This is a genomic window from Pseudomonas sp. TE24901, from assembly GCF_054058375.1.
Map to the genome: position 1 here is coordinate 82,859 of NZ_JBSSAF010000002.1, position 20,386 is coordinate 103,244.

At 61.2% G+C, this 20,386-nt stretch carries 17 protein-coding genes; 10 read left to right on the forward strand and 7 right to left on the reverse strand.

All coding sequences use genetic code 11. The features are described from left to right. Positions 1-14 precede the first annotated feature (14 nt). Both ACVWVP_RS04075 and algW read right to left on the reverse strand, forming a co-directional pair. The gene (locus tag ACVWVP_RS04075; RefSeq protein ID WP_457404517.1) at positions 15-2,108 is read right to left on the reverse strand and encodes a TonB-dependent siderophore receptor; all 2,094 of its coding nucleotides are present in this window, start codon (positions 2,106-2,108) and stop codon (positions 15-17) included. A 111-nt stretch (positions 2,109-2,219) separates the two neighbouring features. Beyond that, complete coding sequence (gene algW / locus ACVWVP_RS04080) at positions 2,220-3,374, reverse strand: Do family serine endopeptidase AlgW (protein ID WP_178919184.1); 1,155 nt, start codon at positions 3,372-3,374, stop codon at positions 2,220-2,222. Positions 3,375-3,476: 102 nt separating this feature from the next. Here algW and ACVWVP_RS04085 point away from each other — a divergent pair, with 102 nt between their 5' ends. The 3 genes from ACVWVP_RS04085 (at position 3,477) to cysN (ending at position 7,295) form a co-directional block, all read left to right on the forward strand. Next, entirely contained in the window at positions 3,477-4,235 is a 759-nt protein-coding gene (locus ACVWVP_RS04085; RefSeq protein ID WP_178919182.1) for a Nif3-like dinuclear metal center hexameric protein, read from the forward strand. Positions 4,236-4,469: 234 nt separating this feature from the next. Continuing rightward, on the forward strand, positions 4,470-5,387 hold the full coding sequence (cysD, locus tag ACVWVP_RS04090) for a sulfate adenylyltransferase subunit CysD (protein ID WP_005784641.1): 918 nt from the start codon (positions 4,470-4,472) through the stop codon (positions 5,385-5,387). Between the two features lie 9 nt (positions 5,388-5,396). Further along, positions 5,397-7,295 carry a sulfate adenylyltransferase subunit CysN gene (cysN, locus tag ACVWVP_RS04095; RefSeq protein ID WP_178919180.1) on the forward strand — a complete coding sequence of 633 codons (1,899 nt, stop codon included), beginning with the start codon at positions 5,397-5,399 and terminating at the stop codon, positions 7,293-7,295. Between the two features lie 173 nt (positions 7,296-7,468). On the opposite strand, the gene ACVWVP_RS04100 is transcribed toward cysN, so the two are convergent. The 3 genes from ACVWVP_RS04100 to ACVWVP_RS04110 form a co-directional block, all read right to left on the reverse strand. Then, positions 7,469-8,368, reverse strand: coding sequence for an acyltransferase (locus ACVWVP_RS04100; protein WP_457404518.1), 900 nt, complete (start codon positions 8,366-8,368; stop codon positions 7,469-7,471). Next, positions 8,369-10,468, reverse strand: coding sequence for a phosphate acetyltransferase (gene pta, locus ACVWVP_RS04105; protein ID WP_176995168.1), 2,100 nt, complete (start codon positions 10,466-10,468; stop codon positions 8,369-8,371). Between the two features lie 79 nt (positions 10,469-10,547). Then, positions 10,548-10,838 (reverse strand): DUF3565 domain-containing protein, encoded by a 291-nt coding sequence (locus ACVWVP_RS04110; RefSeq protein ID WP_176995259.1) that lies wholly within the window; start codon positions 10,836-10,838, stop codon positions 10,548-10,550. Between ACVWVP_RS04110 and ACVWVP_RS04115 the strand changes: the two genes are divergently transcribed. Then, a complete protein-coding gene (locus ACVWVP_RS04115; RefSeq protein ID WP_003188398.1) occupies positions 10,837-11,322 on the forward strand; it encodes an FKBP-type peptidyl-prolyl cis-trans isomerase in 486 nt (161 codons plus the stop codon). The two genes, ACVWVP_RS04110 and ACVWVP_RS04115, sit on opposite strands and share 2 nt — an antisense overlap. Positions 11,323-11,619: 297 nt before the next feature. Here ACVWVP_RS04115 and rpsT read toward each other — a convergent pair whose 3' ends face one another. After that, on the reverse strand, positions 11,620-11,898 hold the full coding sequence (gene rpsT, locus ACVWVP_RS04120) for a 30S ribosomal protein S20 (protein ID WP_003171647.1): 279 nt from the start codon (positions 11,896-11,898) through the stop codon (positions 11,620-11,622). A 254-nt stretch (positions 11,899-12,152) separates the two neighbouring features. Here rpsT and murJ point away from each other — a divergent pair, with 254 nt between their 5' ends. From murJ to ispH, 6 genes are all read left to right on the forward strand, one after another. Then, on the forward strand, positions 12,153-13,691 hold the full coding sequence (gene murJ, locus ACVWVP_RS04125; RefSeq protein WP_457404519.1) for a murein biosynthesis integral membrane protein MurJ: 1,539 nt from the start codon (positions 12,153-12,155) through the stop codon (positions 13,689-13,691). A 119-nt stretch (positions 13,692-13,810) separates the two neighbouring features. Then, entirely contained in the window at positions 13,811-14,749 is a 939-nt protein-coding gene (gene ribF / locus ACVWVP_RS04130; RefSeq protein WP_178919174.1) for a bifunctional riboflavin kinase/FAD synthetase, read from the forward strand. Between the two features lie 14 nt (positions 14,750-14,763). Then, positions 14,764-17,595 carry an isoleucine--tRNA ligase gene (gene ileS / locus ACVWVP_RS04135; protein ID WP_457404520.1) on the forward strand — a complete coding sequence of 944 codons (2,832 nt, stop codon included), beginning with the start codon at positions 14,764-14,766 and terminating at the stop codon, positions 17,593-17,595. Next, entirely contained in the window at positions 17,588-18,097 is a 510-nt protein-coding gene (lspA, locus tag ACVWVP_RS04140) for a signal peptidase II (RefSeq protein WP_178919171.1), read from the forward strand. The genes ileS and lspA overlap by 8 nt, the downstream gene beginning before the upstream one ends. 7 nt (positions 18,098-18,104) lie before the next feature. Further along, the gene (fkpB, locus tag ACVWVP_RS04145) at positions 18,105-18,542 is read left to right on the forward strand and encodes an FKBP-type peptidyl-prolyl cis-trans isomerase (protein ID WP_457404772.1); all 438 of its coding nucleotides are present in this window, start codon (positions 18,105-18,107) and stop codon (positions 18,540-18,542) included. Positions 18,543-18,727: 185 nt separating this feature from the next. After that, on the forward strand, positions 18,728-19,675 hold the full coding sequence (ispH, locus tag ACVWVP_RS04150) for a 4-hydroxy-3-methylbut-2-enyl diphosphate reductase (protein ID WP_178919169.1): 948 nt from the start codon (positions 18,728-18,730) through the stop codon (positions 19,673-19,675). Here ispH and ACVWVP_RS04155 read toward each other — a convergent pair. Next, the gene (locus tag ACVWVP_RS04155; RefSeq protein WP_457404521.1) at positions 19,629-20,210 is read right to left on the reverse strand and encodes a GspH/FimT family pseudopilin; all 582 of its coding nucleotides are present in this window, start codon (positions 20,208-20,210) and stop codon (positions 19,629-19,631) included. The two genes, ispH and ACVWVP_RS04155, sit on opposite strands and share 47 nt — an antisense overlap. Between the last annotated feature and the right edge of the window lie 176 nt (positions 20,211-20,386).

The window sequence follows — 20,386 nt, forward strand, 5'->3', positions numbered from 1 at the left end:
TTTTTTTACCGTGTTTACAGGTTAAGGGTGAGGCTGACGGTCAGGTTGCGCGGTTCGCCCGGGTTGACCCAGTAGCTGCTGTAGGACCGCTCGTAGTACTTCTCATCAAACAGGTTGTTGAGGTTCAGGCCCAGGGTGACGTTCTGCGTCGCCTTATAATGGGCGAGCAAGTCGACGGTGTGGTAAGCCGGTAGCTCAAAGCTTCCGCCTGCTTCGCCGGAGCGATCGCCCACATAGGTAAACGCCGCACCCAAGTCAGAACCGCGCAATGCGCCGTCCTGAAATTCATAGACCCCCAGCAGGCTGCCGCTGCGCTTGGCCACGCCCAGTATCCGGCTGCCGGCTGGAATCGCCTTGTCGCCTTCTGTCACTTCGGCATCGATATAAGCGAACGCGCCGATCACTCGAACAGCGTCTGTCACCTGCCCGGTCATTTGCAGGTCAAACCCTTGGCTGCGTGCTTTGCCCATGGCGCGGTTGAGGTTGGTGGCTGGGTCCAGGGCCAGCACGTTTTCCTTCTCGATATGGAAGGCGGCGAGGGTGGTGCTGAGGCGGTCGTCGAACAGTTCGCTCTTGATCCCCACTTCATAGCCCACGCCTTCTTCGGGTTTGAAGGGTTTTTTGTCGGCGCCCAGTCCGCTGTTGGGTTTGAACGAGGTGGAGGCGTTGGCGAATACGCCGACGTGCGGCGTGAGTTGATACAGCAGGCCCGCGCGCTGGGTGACGGCGTCGTGGGTCTGGTGGCTTTTGGGCGCGCCGGTGAAGTCTTCGATGTGTTGGTCGAAGTGCTCGAAGCGCGCCCCGAGCATGCCGCGCAGGCGGTCGGTGAAGATGATTTGGTCCTGCAGGTTCAGCGCGTGGCTTTTGGTCTGCTCGAAGAAATCGGTGCCCGAGCGCAGGCCGTTGGGTTTGGCCTGGCCGTAGACCGGGTTGTAGAGGTCGATGGCGTAGGGGCTGCCGGCGATGGCGGTCACGCGTTCTTTCTTGCGGTAGTCCTCGTATTCGGTGCCGATCAGCAGCTCGTGTTGCCAGCTGCCAACGTCAAACAGCCCGCGCAGTTCAAGCTGGGTGATGCTGTCGTGCCAACCGGTGGAGCGCTCGCGGTAGCGACGGTTGACGGTATGCCCATCGGCGTTGAGTGCGCGGCTTTCCGATGCGTCACCCCACAGGCTGCCTTGTTTGTAGTGGCTGGCCAGGCGCAGTTTCCAGGCGTCGTTGAGGTGGTGTTCGAGGGCCGCCTGGAGGCGGTTGTTGTGGTTGCGGATGTCGCCATCGTTGGGCTCGCCGAGGAAGGTTCTGCGCGATACCCCGGGGGCGTCGACGATGCCGCGGTCGAAGGTGGAGCGATGGCGCACGAATTCGCTTTCGACGAGCAGGCTGGTGTCCGGGTCCAATTGCCAGCTCAAGGACGGTGCGATGAAGATGCGCTTGGCGCCCACGTGGTCGCGAAAGCTGTGGTTGTCTTCGACCGCCAGGTTCACGCGTGATAGCACTCGGCCCTCGGGGTCCAGGGGCGTGTTCACATCCAGGGCTGTACGATAGCGGTCCCAGCTGCCGGCGCTGGTTTGCAGGGTGGTGAAGGCGTCGGGCTGGGGTTTTTTGGTGACGATGTTCACGGTGCCGCCTGGGTCGCCACGCCCGTACAGGCTGGCGGCCGGGCCTTTGAGTACTTCAATGCGCTCGATATTGGCGGTATCTGGTGTGCTCGGGTAGCCGCGGTTGGCGCTGAAACCGTCCACGTAGAACTCCGAGGTGGTGAAGCCGCGCACGCTGTATTCGTAAAGTGTCAGGCCGCCGAAGTTGTTTTGCTTGGACACGCCGCCAGCAAATTCCAGCGCGCGTTCCACGCTGGTGCTGCCCAGGTCCTTGAGCACAGTGGCGGGAATCACGCTGATGGATTGTGGGATGTCGCGCAGGGCCGTGTCGGTCTTGGTTGCGCTGGCGGAACGGGTGGCGCGATAGCCGTTGACCGGGCCAGTGGCGGACTCGTAAGCGTCAGAGGTGACGCTGATGGTGTCCAGTTCAACGGTGTTGTCTTCGGCGTAGGCGGGGTCGAGCAGCAAACCCAAGGCCAGGCCAGCCAAGGGGGCAAACTTTCGAGACGGCATGATAGAGCGTTCCAATAGCGATATTGAAATAATATAACATGCCTAATGAGAATGAATCGCTTCGAAACATTGCCTTACAGGTGCCCGAAAACGAGCACCTGTTCGCGGGCGTTATTCCTCTTCTTTCACCGGCGCAGGTGGTGGGCGCAGGCCGATTTCGGCCATCAGCTTGATCTCTTTGCCGTTGCGCATGACCTGGATCGCCACCTTGTCGGTCGGTTTGATCCGTGCTACCTGGTTCATCGACTTGCGGCCATCACCGGCCGGCTCGCCATCGATGTTCAGGATCACATCACCCAATTGCAGGCCGGCTTTCTGCGCCGGGCCGTCGCGGAAAATCCCCGCGACCACAATGCCCGGGCGCCCGGTCAGGCCAAACGATTCGGCCAGTTCCTTGGTCAGCGGTTGCACTTCAATCCCCAGCCAGCCGCGAATCACCTGGCCGTGTTCGATGATCGACTTCATCACCTCCATGGCCAGCTTCACCGGGATCGCAAACCCGATGCCTTGTGAACCACCGGACTTGGAGAAAATGGCGGTGTTGATACCGGTCAGGTTGCCATTGGCATCCACCAGTGCACCCCCGGAGTTGCCCGGGTTGATCGCCGCGTCGGTCTGGATGAAGTCTTCGTAGCTGTTGAGCCCCAGCTGGTTACGCCCGGTGGCGCTGATGATGCCCATGGTGACGGTCTGGCCCACACCGAACGGGTTGCCGATCGCCAGCGCCACGTCGCCTACGCGCAACGCTTCGGAGCGGCCGATGGTGATCGACGGCAGGCTCTTGAGATCGATCTTGAGCACGGCGAGATCGGTTTCCGGGTCGCTGCCGACCACGCGGGCCAGGGTTTCGCGGCCATCGCGCAGGGCTACCACGATCTGGTCGGCACCGGTGGTCACGTGGTTGTTGGTGAGGATGTAACCTTCGGGGCTCATGATCACCCCGGAACCCAGGCTGGACTCCATGCGGCGCTGCTTGGGCCCGTTGTCACCGAAATAGCGGCGGAATTGTGGGTCTTCAAACAACGGGTGAGCCGGCTTGTTGATGACCTTGGTGGTGTACAGGTTGACCACGGCGGGGGCAGCGATCACGACGGCGTCCGCGTAGGTCACCGGGCCTTGCACCACGGCGCTGGTCTGCGGGGCCTGTTGCAGGTTCACATCAAGGCTGGGCAAGCCTACAAACTCGGGGAAGCGCTGAATGATCAGCATCGCGATCAGCACGCCAGCCAACAATGGCCATCCAAAAAAACGCAGTGCCTTGAGCATCAAGTAAGTCCTGACAGGTTGCAGGGGGCGGGAGAGCGCCCATAATGTCGCGCATTATACGAGGCTGCGAGCGCCTCGGAACGGGATATTTAGGAGTCTTTTATGGCCGTCCCCCTTAGCACCCTCGTCGAGGAAGCGGACCGCTACCTCGGCAGCGCAAAAATTGCCGATTATTGCCCCAATGGCCTGCAGGTCGAAGGCCGCCCGCAGGTGATGCGCATCGTCAGTGGCGTGACCGCCAGCCAAGCCCTGCTGGACGCGGCCGTCGAAGCCCAGGCTGATCTGATCCTGGTGCACCACGGTTATTTCTGGAAAGGCGAGAACCCCTGCATCACCGGCATGAAGCAGCGCCGTCTGAAGACGCTGCTCAAGCACGACATCAGCCTGCTGGCCTATCACCTGCCGCTGGACCTGCACCCCGACGTCGGCAACAACGTGCAACTGGCCCGCCAGTTGGACATCACCGTCGAAGGCCCGCTGGACCCGGGCAACCCCAAGGTCGTCGGCCTGGTCGGTTCCCTCGCCGAGCCACTGTCACCCCGCGACTTCGCGCGGCGTGTGCAGGACGTCATGGGGCGCGAGCCGCTGCTGATCGAAGGCAGTGAAATGATCCGCCGCGTCGGCTGGTGCACGGGCGGTGGCCAGGGCTATATCGACCAGGCGATTGCAGCAGGCGTCGACCTCTTCATCAGTGGTGAGGCCTCAGAGCAAACCTTTCACAGCGCGCGCGAAAACGACGTCAGTTTCATCGCGGCTGGCCACCACGCCACCGAGCGTTATGGCGTGCAGGCGCTGGGCGATTACCTGGCACGGCGCTTTGCCTTGGAGCATCTGTTCATCGATTGCCCCAACCCCATTTGATCACCCTGTAGGCGCCGGCTTGCCGGCGATGAGGCCCTTGGAGAGTGCATCGATGTATCGGCCGCCATCGCCGGCAAGCCGGCTCCTACAAGGGCTGTGCCCACCGAACGAGGCGGTATATCCATATACCGTTTCGATCTAGTTGGCTCCCTGAATAGAAGCAGGTGCTGTGCTAGCATGCCCCGCTCGAACACGGCCCGCTGGCCGTCCATAAGATCGTTTTCGTGAGTAGCCATGGTCGACAAACTGACGCATCTGAAACAGCTGGAGGCGGAAAGCATCCACATCATCCGCGAGGTCGCCGCCGAGTTCGACAACCCGGTGATGCTCTACTCGATCGGTAAAGACTCCGCCGTGATGCTGCACCTGGCACGCAAGGCCTTTTTCCCGGGCAAGCTGCCGTTCCCGGTGATGCACGTCGACACCCGCTGGAAATTCCAGGAGATGTACAAGTTCCGCGACAAGATGGTCGAAGAGCTGGGCCTGGACCTGATCACCCACGTCAACCCGGACGGCGTGGCGCAGGGCATCAACCCGTTCACCCACGGCAGCGCCAAGCACACCGACATCATGAAGACCGAAGGCCTCAAGCAGGCCTTGGACAAGCATGGTTTCGACGCCGCGTTCGGCGGTGCCCGTCGTGATGAAGAGAAATCCCGTGCCAAAGAGCGCGTGTACTCGTTCCGCGACAGCAAGCACCGCTGGGACCCGAAGAACCAGCGCCCGGAGCTGTGGAACGTCTACAACGGCAACGTCAACAAGGGCGAGTCGATCCGCGTGTTCCCGCTGTCCAACTGGACCGAGCTGGACATCTGGCAGTACATCTACCTGGAAGGCATCCCGATCGTTCCGCTGTACTTCGCCGCCGAGCGTGAAGTGATCGAGAAGAACGGCACGTTGATCATGATCGACGACGACCGCATTCTTGAGCACCTGTCCGACGAAGACAAAGCCCGGATCGTCAAAAAGAAAGTCCGTTTCCGTACCCTTGGCTGCTACCCGTTGACGGGCGCGGTGGAGTCCGAAGCCGAGACGCTGACGGACATCATTCAGGAAATGCTCCTGACGCGAACTTCCGAGCGCCAGGGCCGTGTCATCGACCACGATGGTGCAGGCTCGATGGAAGATAAAAAACGTCAGGGTTATTTCTAAGGGGTTGTCATGTCGCACGTATCTGATTTGATCAGCGAGGACATCCTCGCCTACCTGGGCCAGCACGAGCGCAAAGAGATGTTGCGTTTCCTGACCTGCGGCAACGTCGACGACGGCAAGAGCACCCTGATCGGGCGCCTGCTGCACGACTCCAAGATGATCTACGAAGATCACCTGGAAGCCATCACCCGCGATTCGAAGAAAGTCGGCACCACCGGTGACGACATCGACCTGGCGTTGCTGGTCGACGGCCTGCAAGCCGAGCGCGAGCAGGGCATCACCATCGATGTGGCGTACCGCTACTTCTCTACCGCCAAGCGCAAATTCATCATCGCCGACACTCCCGGCCATGAGCAGTACACCCGCAACATGGCCACCGGTGCGTCCACCTGTGACCTGGCGATCATCCTGATCGACGCCCGCTACGGCGTGCAGACCCAGACTCGTCGCCACAGCTTCATCGCCTCGTTGCTGGGCATCAAGCACATCGTGGTGGCCGTCAACAAGATGGACATCAATGGCTTTGACCAGAACGTGTTCGAGTCGATCAAGGCCGATTACCTGAAGTTTGCCGATGGCATCGCCTTCAAGCCAAGCACCTTGGCCTTCGTGCCGATGTCGGCGCTCAAGGGCGATAACGTGGTGAACAAGAGCGAGCGTTCGCCCTGGTACACCGGCCAGTCGTTGATGGAGATCCTCGAAACCGTCGAGATCGCCAACGACCGCAACTACACCGACCTGCGTTTCCCGGTGCAGTACGTCAACCGTCCGAACCTGAACTTCCGCGGTTTCGCCGGCACCCTGGCCAGCGGCATCGTGCACAAGGGCGACGAAGTGGTGGTGCTGCCGTCGGGCAAGAGCAGCCGCGTCAAATCCATCGTCACCTTTGAAGGTGAGCTGGAACACGCAGGGCCAGGCCAGGCCGTGACCCTGACCATGGAAGACGAGATCGATATCTCCCGTGGCGACCTGTTGGTACACGCCGACAACGTGCCGCAAGTGACTGACGCTTTCGACGCCATGCTGGTGTGGATGGCCGAAGAACCGATGCTGCCGGGCAAGAAATACGACATCAAGCGCGCCACCAGCTACGTGCCGGGCTCCATCACCAGCATCGTGCACCGCGTGGACGTGAACACCCTGGCCGAAGGCCCGGCGAGTTCGCTGCAGCTGAACGAGATTGGCCGGGTCAAGGTCAGCCTCGACGCCGCTATCGCCTTGGACGGTTACGACAGCAACCGCACCACCGGTGCGTTTATCGTCATCGACCGCTTGACCAACGGCACCGTGGCAGCGGGCATGATCATCGCGCCACCGGTCAGCCATGGCGGCGCGGCGCAGCACGGCAAGTTGGCCCATGTAGCCACCGAAGAGCGTGCACTGCGCTTCGGCCAGCAACCGGCCACCGTGTTGTTCAGCGGCCTGTCAGGCGCTGGCAAGAGCACCCTGGCCTATGCCGTTGAGCGCAAGCTGTTCGACATGGGCCGTGCCGTGTTCGTGCTCGATGGCCAGAACCTGCGTCACGACCTGAACAAGGGCTTGCCGCAGGACCGTGCCGGCCGCACCGAGAACTGGCGCCGTGCCGCTCACGTGGCGCGTCAGTTCAACGAAGCGGGCTTGCTCACCCTGGCTGCGTTCGTCGCACCGGATGCCGAAGGCCGCGAACAGGCCAAGGCGCTGATCGGCGGCGACCGTCTGCTCACCGTTTACGTACAAGCGTCGCCGCTGGTGTGCGCCGAGCGTGATCCGCAAGGCCTGTACGCTGCGGGTGGGGATAACATCCCGGGCGAGTCCTTCCCGTATGACGTGCCGTTGAACGCCGATCTGGTGATCGACACCCAGGCCCTGTCGCTGGAAGAGAGCGTCAAGCAGGTGCTGGAGCTGTTGCGCAAGCGCGGCGCGATCTAAGCGTCACGCGCACAAAAAAGCCCGCCACCGATCACTCGGTGGCGGGCTTTTTATATTCTTAAGATTGGGCACGGTCAATGTGGGAGCTGGCTTGCCTGCGATAGCGGTGGGTCAGCTGCACATGTATCAACTGGAAGGCCGCTATCGCAGGCAAGCCAGCTCCCACATTTTGATCACTGTTTGCCTGGGAATTCAGTGTGCAGTCGATCCAACAGCGCATCCTTGTCTTCCCACAGCTTATTGATCCACCCCTGAAACGCCGTCCGATACTCCCCATCCTGCTCATAATTCTTTCCAATGAACGCGGCCGGGATCTGCACCTCTTCAAACTGCACCACCACGTCCTGCACATTCCCGCACAGCAAATCCCAATACCCAGGGCGGCCGGCCGGGTAGTGAATGGTCACGTTGACCAGTGACTTCAACTGCTCACCCATGGCATCCAGCACAAACGCGATACCGCCTGCCTTGGGCTTGAGCAGGTAACGGAACGGCGACTTCTGCTGTGCATGCTTGCCCGTCGTGAACCGCGTACCTTCGGCAAAGTTGAAGATGCCCACCGGGTTGTCGCGAAACTTCGCACAGGTCTTACGGGTGGTTTCCAGGTCCTTGCCTTTCTTCTCCGGGTGCTTTTCCAGGTACGCCTTGGTGTAGCGCTTCATGAATGGAAAGCCCAGTGCCCACCACGCCAGGCCAATCACCGGCACCCAGATCAGTTCCTGCTTGAGGAAGAACTTGAGTGGGCGAACCCGCCGATTGAGCACGTATTGCAACACCATGATGTCCACCCAGCTCTGGTGGTTGCTGGTCACCAGGTACGAGTGCTGGTAATCCAGCCCCTCCAGGCCGGTCACGTGCCAGCGCGTGCGCCGCACCAGGTTCATCCAGCCCTTGTTGTTGGTCACCCAGGCTTCGTGGGTGTGGTTCATCAGCCATTCGCTGAAGCGCTTGGCAAACGGCAAGGCCTTGAACAGCGCGACGATGAACAGGAACGAACACAGCAGGATCGTGTTCAGCGCCAACAATAGCGATGCGATTACCCCGCGCACGGCAGCAGGTAGAAAATCCAGCATTTAGATATCCATAGGTCGGTTGGCGGCTTGGATCGCAGTCAGCGCGATGGTGTACACAATGTCGTCTACCTGGGCGCCGCGTGGCAGGTCGTTGACCGGTTTGCGCAGGCCCTGGAGCATTGGCCCCAGGCTCACGCAATCGGCGCTGCGCTGCACGGCCTTGTGCGTGGTGTTGCCGGTGTTGAGGTCGGGGAACACGAACACCGTGGCCTTGCCGGCGACCTGGCTGTTGGGCGCCAGTTGCCGGGCTACGGTTTCGTTGGCGGCGGCGTCGTATTGCAGCGGGCCGTCGATCAGCAGTGAGCTTTGTTGCTCGTGTGCGAGCAGCGTGGCTTCGCGGACTTTCTCCACTTCTTCGCCACTGGCCGAATCGCCGCTGGAATAGCTGATCATCGCCACGCGCGGGGTGATGCCGAACGCCGCCGCCGAGTCGGCGCTTTGCAAGGCAATCTCTGCCAGCTCGGCGGCGCTTGGGTGCGGGTTCATCACGCAGTCGCCGTACACCAGCACCTGCTCGGGGAACAGCATGAAGAACACCGACGACACCAGCGTGCAGCCCGGCGCCGTCTTGATCAACTGCAGGGCAGGGCGGATGGTGTTGGCAGTGGAATGAATGACGCCGGAGACCAGGCCGTCCACTTCATCCAGGGCGAGCATCATGGTGGCGATCACCACGGTGTCTTCCAGTTGCTGCTCGGCCATCGGCGCGTTGAGGCTCTTGCTCTTGCGCAGGGCCACCATCGGTTCGACGTAGCGCTGGCGGATCAGGTCCGGGTCGAGAATCTCCAGGCCTTCGGGCAATTCGATGCCTTGGGCGCGGGCGACCGCTTCCACATCAGCCGGCTTGGCCAGCAACACGCAGCGGGCGATGCCACGCGCCTGGCAGATCGCGGCGGCTTGCACGGTGAGTGGCTCGCTGCCTTCGGGCAGCACGATACGCTTGTTGGCAGCCTGGGCGCGCTGGATCAACTGGTAGCGGAACACGGCGGGCGACAGGCGCATTTCCCGTGGCGTGCCGCAGCGTTGGTGCAGCCAGCGTGCATCGAGGTGGCTGGCGACGAAGTCGGTGATGATCTCGGCGCGTTCGCGGTCGTCGATGGGGATTTCTTTGTTCAGGCTATTGAGCTGGTTGGCGGTGTCGTAGGAGCCGGTGCTCACCGACAACACTGGCAGCCCGGCCTGGAACGCGCCACGGCACAGGTCCATGATGCGCGGATCGGGCAGGGTGTCGCTGGTCAGTAACAAACCGGCCAGGGGGACGCCGTTGATGGCGGCCAGGCTGACGGCGAGGATGATGTCATCGCGATCGCCGGGGGTTACCACCAAGACGCCGGGTTTGAGCAGCTCCACGGTGTTGCGCATGGTGCGCGCGCAGATGATGATTTTGGTCATGCGCCGGCTTTCGTAGTCGCCGGCGTTGAGGATCTGCGCGCCCATCAGGTCAGCCACGTCGCGGGTGCGTGGGGCGTTGAGTTCGGGTTGGTAGGGGATGCAGCCGAGCAGGCGGAAATCGCCGCTGCGCAGCAATGGCGAGTGTTCTTTCAGGCGGGCCGAGAACACCTCCATGCTTTCGTCGGTGCGCACCTTGTTGAGGATCACACCCAGCACTTTCGGGTCTTTCGGGCCACCAAACAGCTGGGCCTGTAATTCCACGCGCCCGGAGAGTTCGGTGAGCACTTCGTTTTCCGGTGCGGAGACCAGGATCACTTCCGCATCGAGGCTCTTGGCCAGGTGCAGGTTGACCCGCGCCGCATAGCTGGCGCTGCGGGTGGGCACCATGCCTTCGACGATCAGCACGTCCTTGCCCACGGCGGCTTGCTGGTACAGGGTGATGATTTCTTCGAGCAGTTCGTCGAGCTGGCCGTCGCCGAGCATGCGCTCTACGTGCGCCAGGCCCAGCGGCTGCGGCGGTTTGAGGCCGTGGGTGCGCGCCACTAGCTCGGTGGAGCGTTCGGGGCCGGTGTCGCCCGGATGCGGTTGGGCAATCGGCTTGAAGAAGCCGACTTTCAGCCCGGCTCGTTCAAGGGTGCGCACCAGCCCAAGGCTGATGGAGGTCAGACCCACACCAAAATCGGTGGGCGCGATAAAAAAAGTCTGCATGCGAATTCTCTGGAGGTGCATGGCTTCGGTGGCGCCCTATGGCTGAGTGCCTACCGGTGATCAGGCGCCAAGGTTATCGTTATTCGCGTGCTTGCGCACACCAGCCGCACGCAAAGGGCTGACCTATTTTCTCAAGGCGTTGCGCCGGGTCGAGCACCCAGGCGCGGGACTGCCAGGGCGGCTGGTGGCGCAGGTGTTGGGTATGGCCGCAGGACAGCTCGGCCACCCAGTGCTGGTCGTCGTCCAAGTGGAACCCGATGATGAAGGATGCCGTCGATCGGCCCCGTCTGTCCGGGTTCTGTTCGCTTTCGGGCAAATCCTTGTTTAGACTTGTCCGTTCTTCATTCTTATGCAAAAGGTCTCGCCCCATGACGATCGCCGCTAACAAGGCTGTCTCCATCGACTATACCCTGACCAACGACGCTGGTGAGGTCATCGACAGCTCCGCCGGCGGCGCGCCGCTGGTCTACCTGCAAGGCGCAGGTAACATCATCCCAGGCCTGGAAAAGGCACTGGAAGGCAAGAACGTCGGTGATGAGCTGACCGTTGCCGTAGAACCTGAAGATGCCTATGGCGAGTACTCGGCCGAACTGGTCAGCACCCTGAGCCGCAGCATGTTCGAAGGCGTCGACGAACTGGAAGTGGGCATGCAGTTCCACGCTTCCGCGCCGGACGGCCAAATGCAGATCGTCACCATCCGTGACCTGGACGGCGACGACGTGACCGTCGACGGCAACCACCCTCTGGCTGGCCAGCGCTTGAACTTCCAAGTGAAGATCGTTGCCATCCGCGACGCTTCCCAGGAAGAAGTGGCTCACGGCCACGTCCACGGTGAAGGCGGTCACCACCATTGATTGTGGTTTGATCAATCGGTAGCAAAAAGCCCCGACCTGTTCGGGGCTTTTTTTGTGCCTGAGAATGTATGCGGTCAAAAAATGTGGGAGCGGGTTTGCCCGCGATGGCGGTGGGCTAGTAACCCATATCAAGCTGATCCACCGCTATCGCAGGCAAGCCAGCTCCCACACAAGCCTGCTCCCGCGTTTTGATCTGTGTTTCCGAATATGAGGCACAAACAAAAATGCCCCGGACCTTTCGGTACGGGGCATTTCTTAACTGTTACGCAACCTGAGTTGCGTGGCAGTTGTTACCACTTAGGCTGCTGCAGCGACGTTCAGAGCCTTGATGTGGCCATTCAGGCGGCTCTTATGACGAGCGGCCTTGTTCTTGTGGATGATGCCTTTATCGGCCATACGGTCGATAACAGGCACAGCCAGAACGTAAGCAGCTTGAGCTTTTTCAGCGTCTTTGGTGTCGATGGCTTTAACTACATTCTTGATGTAGGTACGAACCATGGAACGCAGGCTGGCGTTGTGGCTGCGACGCTTCTCAGCCTGTTTTGCACGTTTTTTGGCGGAAGGTGTGTTGGCCACCGTCGAGCTCCTCGAAAGACTTTTTAGGAAATAGCAAACAAAATAGGCCGCGAATCATGCCGATGACTTGATGGGTTGTCAAGGGCAGCTGATGCGAACTGCTGAGTGGTCGATCTGAAGAGGCGGGTGATTTATTTCCGGCGCTTGACCTGTAAACTCGCGAGCTTTGGCTCTGTGCTGTTGCAGGCGCGCAGTATCGCATAAGTGGGCGCGTTGTTCGCCTGCTGTTTATCTAATAGGCGCAAACTCTTTCAATGAACCTCCTCAAATCGTTGGCCGCCGTCAGCTCTATCACGATGATCTCCCGGGTATTGGGGTTTGTGCGTGACACTCTGCTGGCGCGTATTTTTGGCGCCAGCATGGCCACGGATGCCTTCTTCATCGCCTTCAAACTGCCCAACCTGTTGCGAAGGATCTTCGCCGAAGGCGCATTTTCCCAGGCCTTCGTGCCGATCCTGGCCGAATACAAGACCCAGCAAGGCGAGGAAGCCACTCGCACCTTTATTGCCTACGTATCGGGCTTGCTGACCCTGGTGTTGATGCTGGTGACTGTCGTCGGCATGCTCGCCGCCCCCTGGGTGATCTGGGCCACGGCCCCCGGATTTGCCAATACCCCGGAAAAATTCGCGCTGACCACCGACCTGCTGCGGGTAACCTTTCCTTATATATTGCTGATCTCACTGTCATCCCTGGCCGGTGCGATCCTCAACACCTGGAACCGCTTCTCGGTGCCGGCGTTCGTGCCGACCCTGTTGAACGTCAGCATGATCATCTTCGCGCTGTTCCTCACGCCGTACTTCGACCCGCCAGTGATGGCCCTGGGCTGGGCCGTATTGGCGGGTGGTCTGGCGCAACTGCTCTACCAACTGCCGCACCTGAAGAAGATCGGCATGCTCGTGCTGCCACGCCTGAACCTCAAGGACTCCGGCGTGTGGCGCGTGATGCGCAACATGCTGCCGGCGATCCTCGGGGTGTCGGTGAGCCAGATTTCGCTGATCATCAACACGGCGTTCGCCTCGCTGCTGGTCTCGGGCTCGGTGTCGTGGATGTACTACGCCGATCGCCTGATGGAGCTGCCGTCCGGCGTATTGGGTGTGGCCCTGGGTACGATTCTGCTGCCGACCCTGTCACGCACCTATGCCAGCAAGGACCGTCAGGAATACTCGCGCATCCTCGATTGGGGCCTGCGCCTGTGCTTTGTGCTGGTGCTGCCATGCTCTCTGGCCCTGGGGATCCTGGCCGAGCCGTTGACCGTCTCGCTGTTCCAATACGGCCAATTCAGCGCGTTTGACGCGTCCATGACCCAGCGTGCACTGATCGCCTATTCCGTTGGTCTGCTCGGCATCATCGTGATCAAGGTGCTGGCGCCGGGCTTCTATGCCCAGCAAAACATCCGTACGCCGGTGAAAATCGCGGTATTCACGTTGATCGTCACCCAACTGCTCAACCTGGTGTTTATCGGTCCGCTGGCCCATGCCGGTCTGGCGTTGGCCATCAGTGCCGGGGCGTGCATCAATGCCGGCCTTCTGTTCTACCAACTGCGCAAGCAGCAGATGTTCCTGCCGCAGCCGGGCTGGGGCATGTTTGCCCTCAAGCTGTTGGTGGCGGTGGCGGCGATGTCGGCGGTATTGCTGGGGTTGATGCACTTCATGCCCGCCTGGGACACAGGCCCTATGCTGGAACGCTTCCTGCGCCTTGGCGTGCTGGTGGTCGCTGGCGTAGTGGTGTACTTCGGGATGTTGCTGCTGCAGGGCTTCCGTCTGCGGGATTTCAATCGCAAGTCCTTGGGGTAGAGACTTTGCCGCGATAAAACGGGTGTTTTATCGATTCAATCCATTTGGCCTGTTCTGTTGCCTGTCGTCCGGGGCCGGGTGTGGTTATAATCGACCACTTTATGAGCAAGAAGCGCGTTATGCAGCTGGTTCGAGGTCTCCACAACCTGCGCCCCCAGCATCGGGGCTGCGTCGCCACTATTGGCAACTTTGACGGTGTTCACCGTGGTCACCAGGCTATCCTGGCGCGGCTGCGTGAGCGGGCGGTCGAGTTGGGCGTGCCCAGCTGCGTGGTGATTTTTGAGCCACAGCCGCGGGAATATTTCAGCCCTGAGACGGCGCCGGCACGCCTGGCTCGTTTGCGGGACAAGCTGCAACTGCTGGCCGAAGAAGGCGTGGACCGCGTCCTCTGCCTGGCTTTCAACCAGCGCCTGCAAAGCCTCAGCGCCGCCGAGTTCGTCGACCGTATCCTGGTGGATGGCCTGGGCGTACAGCACTTGGAGGTCGGCGACGACTTCCGTTTTGGTTGCGACCGCGTCGGTGATTTCGATTTCCTGCAGCACGCTGGCGTCAGCCAGGGTTTTACCGTCGAAGCCGCGCAAACCGTCGAACTGGACGGCCTGCGCGTGAGCAGCACCCAGGTACGTAACGCCCTGGCCGCTGCCGACTTCGCCTTGGCCGAGCGCTTGCTCGGTCGCCCGTTCCGCATTGCCGGACGGGTACTGCACGGCCAGAAGCTGGCGCGCCAACTGGGCACGCCAACCGCCAACGTGCAACTCAAGCGCCGTCGCGTGCCGCTGACCGGGGTTTACCTGGTGAGCGTCGACATCGACGGTCAATCGTGGCCGGGAGTCGCCAACATAGGCGTCAGGCCCACGGTTGCAGGTGATGGCAAGGCCCACCTGGAGGTTCACCTTTTGGATTTTGCCGGTGATCTGTATGACCGGCGTTTGACGGTGGTTTTCCACCAGAAGCTGCGTGAAGAGCAGCGTTTCGCCTCCCTTGAGGCGTTGAAAACGGCGATCAATGCGGATGTCGCCGCCGCCCGTGCACTAGCCGCACCTAGCGCCCATCGCTAATCGAAGAGCCTTAAATGACCGACTATAAAGCCACGCTAAACCTTCCGGACACCGCCTTCCCAATGAAGGCCGGCCTGCCACAGCGCGAACCGCAGATCCTGCAGCGCTGGGACAGTATTGGCCTGTACGGAAAGTTGCGCGAAATTGGCAAGGATCGTCCGAAATTCGTCCTGCACGACGGCCCTCCTTATGCCAACGGCACGATTCACATCGGTCATGCGCTGAACAAAATCCTCAAGGACATGATCCTGCGCTCGAAAACCCTGTCGGGCTTCGATGCGCCGTACGTGCCGGGCTGGGACTGCCACGGCCTGCCGATCGAGCACAAAGTCGAAGTGACCTACGGCAAGAACCTGTGCGCGGATAAAACCCGCGAACTGTGCCGTGCCTACGCCACCGAGCAGATCGAAGGCCAGAAGTCCGAATTCATCCGCCTGGGCGTGCTGGGCGAGTGGGACAACCCGTACAAGACCATGAACTTCAAGAACGAGGCCGGTGAAATCCGTGCCTTGGCCGAAATCGTCAAGGGCGGTTTCGTGTTCAAGGGCCTCAAGCCCGTGAACTGGTGCTTCGACTGCGGTTCGGCCCTGGCCGAAGCGGAAGTCGAGTACGAAGACAAGAAGTCCTCGACCATCGATGTGGCCTTCCCGATCGCCGACGACGCCAAGCTGGCCGAGGCCTTTGGCCTGGCTAGCCTGAGCAAGCCTGCGGCCATCGTGATCTGGACCACCACCCCATGGACCATCCCTGCCAACCAGGCGCTGAACGTGCACCCGGAGTTCACCTACGCCCTGGTGGACGTCGGTGATCGCCTGCTGGTCCTGGCCGAGGAAATGGTTGAAGCCTGCCTGGCCCGTTACGAGCTGCAAGGTTCGGTGATCGCCACCACCACCGGCTCTGCGCTGGAACTGATCAACTTCCGTCACCCGTTCTACGACCGTCTGTCGCCGGTGTACCTGGCTGACTACGTCGAACTGGGTTCGGGTACTGGCATCGTTCACTGCTCGCCCGCCTATGGCGTGGACGACTTCGTGATCTGCAAGAAGTACGGCCTGGTCAACGATGACATCATCAACCCGGTGCAAAGCAACGGCGTGTATGTGCCGTCGCTGGAGTTCTTCGGCGGCCAGTTCATCTTCAAGGCCGACCAGCCGATCATCGAAAAACTGCGTGAAGTCGGTGCGCTGATGCAAACCGCCACCATCCAGCACAGCTATATGCATTGCTGGCGTCACAAGACTCCGCTGATCTACCGCGCGACTGCGCAGTGGTTCATCGGGATGGACAAAGCGCCCACCAGCGGCGACACCCTGCGTGTGCGCTCGCTCAAAGCCATCGAAGACACCAAGTTTGTTCCGGCCTGGGGCCAGGCGCGCCTGCACTCGATGATCGCCAATCGTCCCGACTGGTGCATCTCCCGCCAGCGTAACTGGGGCGTGCCGATCCCGTTCTTCCTGAACAAGGAAAGCGGCGAGCTGCATCCACGTACCGTCGAACTGATGGAAGAAGTGGCCCAGCGCGTTGAGCAGGAAGGCATCGAAGCCTGGTTCAAGCTGGACGCTGCCGAACTGCTGGGCGACGAAGCGCCGCAGTACGACAAGATCAGCGACACCCTCGACGTCTGGTTCGACTCGGGCACCACCCACTGGCACGTCCTGCGCGGCTCGCACCCGATGGGCCACGAGACCGGCCCGCGTGCCGACCTGTACCTGGAAGGCTCGGACCAACACCGTGGCTGGTTCCACTCGTCGTTGCTCACCGGTTGCGCCATCGACAACCACGCACCGTACCGCGAACTGCTGACCCACGGCTTCACCGTCGATGAGACGGGTCGCAAGATGTCCAAGTCGCTGAAGAACGTGATCGAGCCGAAAAAGATCAACGACACCCTGGGCGCCGACATCATGCGGCTGTGGGTAGCGTCGACCGACTACTCGGGCGAGATCGCCGTGTCGGACCAGATCCTGGCCCGCAGCGCCGATGCCTACCGCCGTATCCGCAATACCGCACGCTTCCTGCTGTCGAACCTGACCGGTTTCAACCCGGCCACCGACATCCTGCCGGCCGAGGACATGCTTGCCCTCGACCGTTGGGCCGTCGACCGTACCCTGTTGCTGCAACGCGAACTGCAGGAAAACTACGGCGAATACCGCTTCTGGAACGTGTACTCGAAGATTCACAACTTCTGCGTGCAGGAGCTGGGTGGTTTCTACCTCGACATCATCAAGGACCGCCAGTACACCACCGGCGCCAACAGCAAGGCGCGCCGTTCGGCGCAGACCGCGCTGTTCCACATCTCTGAAGCGCTGGTGCGCTGGATCGCACCGATCCTGGCCTTCACCGCCGACGAACTGTGGGAATACTTGCCGGGCGAGCGCAACGAGTCCGTGATGCTCAACACTTGGTACGAAGGCCTGACCGAACTGCCGGCCGACTTCGAACTGGGCCGCGAGTACTGGGAAGGCGTAATGGCCGTCAAGGTCGCGGTAAACAAGGAGCTGGAAGTGCAGCGTGCGGCCAAGGCCGTCGGTGGCAACCTGCAAGCCGAAGTCACCCTGTTTGCCGAGGAAGGCCTGACCGCCGACCTGGCCAAGCTGAGCAACGAACTGCGCTTCGTACTGATCACTTCGACCGCCAGCCTGGCGCCGTTTGCCCAGGCACCGGCAGACGCCGTGGCCACCGAAGTGCCGGGCCTCAAGCTCAAAGTGGTCAAGTCGGCTTTCGCCAAGTGCGCGCGTTGCTGGCACTGCCGTGAAGACGTCGGCGTGAACCCTGAGCATCCGGAAATCTGCGGCCGTTGCGTCGACAACATCTCGGGTACTGGCGAGGTTCGCCACTATGCCTAAAGCCAGTCGTTTTGGACGTCTGGGTTGGCTCGTACTGAGCGTGCTGGTCCTGGTCATCGACCAGGTCAGCAAGGCTCACTTCGAAGGCGCCTTGCAGATGTACCAGCAGATCGTGGTCATTCCCGACTACTTCAGCTGGACCCTGGCCTACAACACCGGCGCTGCCTTCAGCTTCCTGGCTGACAGCTCCGGCTGGCAGCGCTGGCTGTTCGCCGTGATCGCCGTGGTGGTCAGTGCGGTGCTGGTGGTGTGGCTCAAGCGCCTGGGCCGTGATGACACCTGGCTCGCCATCGCCCTGGCCTTGGTGCTGGGCGGCGCGCTGGGCAACCTGTACGACCGCATTGCCCTGGGCCATGTGATCGACTTCATTCTGGTGCATTGGCAGAACCGCTGGTACTTCCCGGCGTTCAACTTTGCCGACAGCGCCATCACCGTCGGTGCAATCATGCTGGCGTTGGATATGTTCAAAAGCAAGAAAACCGGAGAGACCGTCAATGACTGATCAGGTATTGGCTGAGCAACGCATCGGCCAGAACACGGAAGTCACTTTGCATTTCGCACTGCGCCTGGAAAACGGCGACACGGTCGACAGCACGTTCGACAAGGCCCCGGCGACCTTCAAGGTCGGCGACGGCAACCTGCTACCGGGTTTCGAAGCGGCCCTCTTCGGTTTCAAGGCCGGCGACAAACGTACCCTACAGATCCTGCCGGAAAACGCCTTTGGCCAGCCGAACCCGCAAAACGTGCAGATCATCCCGCGTTCGCAGTTCCAGAACATGGACCTGTCGGAAGGCCTGCTGGTGATCTTCAACGATGCAGCGAACACCGAACTGCCGGGCGTGGTGAAAACCTTCGATGACGCGCAAGTGACCGTCGATTTCAACCACCCGTTGGCCGGTAAAACCTTGACCTTTGACGTTGAAATCATCGACGTTAAAGCGATCTGACTGACGAAACCAGCTCCTGTGGGGGCTGGCCTGTGTAGGAGCCGGCTTGCCGGCGATGCAGACGCCCCGGTGTATAGGTTTCACCGCGGTGATGGTATCGCCGGCAAGCCGGCTCCTACAGGATTCGGCGCTCGCAGGGGCCCGAATTGATCCAACTTCTTGCCCAGCAAGACACGAGGCACAGCATGCAAATCAAACTCGCCAACCCCCGTGGCTTCTGCGCCGGCGTGGACCGGGCGATCGAAATCGTCAACCGCGCCCTGGAAGTCTTCGGGCCGCCGATCTATGTGCGCCATGAAGTCGTCCACAACAAATTCGTGGTCGAAGACCTGCGCGCACGCGGCGCCATCTTTGTCGAAGAGTTGGACCAGGTGCCGGACGACGTGATCGTTATTTTCAGTGCCCACGGCGTTTCCCAGGCGGTGCGTACCGAAGCGGCAGGCCGTGGCCTGAAAGTCTTCGATGCCACCTGCCCATTGGTCACCAAGGTGCACATCGAAGTCGCGCGCTACAGCCGTGATGGCCGCGAGTGCATTCTGATCGGTCACGCCGGCCACCCGGAAGTCGAAGGCACCATGGGCCAGTACGATGCCAGCAATGGCGGCGCTATCTACCTGGTGGAAGACGAAAAAGACGTCGCCAACCTCCAGGTGCATAACCCCGAGCGCCTGGCGTTCGTGACCCAGACCACCTTGTCCATGGACGACACCAGCCGCGTGATCGATGCGCTGCGCAGTCGTTTCCCGGCTATCGGTGGGCCGCGCAAGGACGACATCTGCTACGCCACGCAAAACCGCCAGGACGCGGTCAAGCAACTGGCCAATGAGTGCGACGTGGTCCTGGTGGTGGGTAGCCCCAACAGCTCCAACTCCAACCGCCTGCGTGAGCTGGCTGAACGCATGGCAACACCGGCGTATCTGATCGACGGTGCCGAAGACCTGCAACGCAGCTGGTTCGAGGGTGTCGAGCGTATCGGCATCACCGCCGGCGCCTCGGCGCCGGAAGTGCTGGTGCGTGGTGTCATCCAGCAGTTGCACGCATGGGGCGCCACTGGTGCCGATGAACTGGCCGGGCGCGAAGAGAACATCACCTTTTCCATGCCCAAGGAGCTGCGGGTTCGCTCGCTGCTCTGAGTGCCAGGATGTCGGAGCTGCTCCGGCACAGCGCCTGCTCGGCGGCTTCGCTGCGCAGGCTGATGCGCCCACTGGGTGCCAGCACTACCTGATACAGGCTCTGCGCCTGGTCGGCGGCGCATACGTGCACAGTACCGGCTCGAAACCCGCCGCCTGAAAATACCGGTTCGCCCAGCCCGTTGAAGCGGACCTCGTGCTTGACTGGCCCATTTCCCACGATGGGCACTCGACCATCGTCCTGCTGTTCCAGCAGTACCGGGTTGTCATCGTCCAGTTGCCCGCGCCCGCTGATATCCAGAATGACCCGCCAACCCCGGCTCCAGTCCTCTTCCCGTGCGTGAATGATCACCGCGTGATTGCGTGAAATGGCCTCGGTGCGCGCGTAGCGCAGCCCGGTAGTCAAGGAGTGCGCGGCGCTTTGTCGTTGTTGCGACTCAAGCAAACCTTTGAAACCAGGCACGGCAAGGTGCGCCAGAAGGCCGCTCAGGACCAGGCTGAGCAGCAGTTCGATCAGGGTAAAACCTCGTTGGGTCATGTGCCGTCCCTCCATGGACGCGACGAACGTTAACGTTGCAGAGGTAGGTATAGCCCCGGGTATTGGGGGGTAAGTGATGGCCTTTATGTCCAAAGTATTTCCCTTTGTTCCGGGAGCAGCGCCAGGCAAAAACCGGCGCTAGTCTTGGCCCGCACAGCAGGAATGCCCTGCTTTTT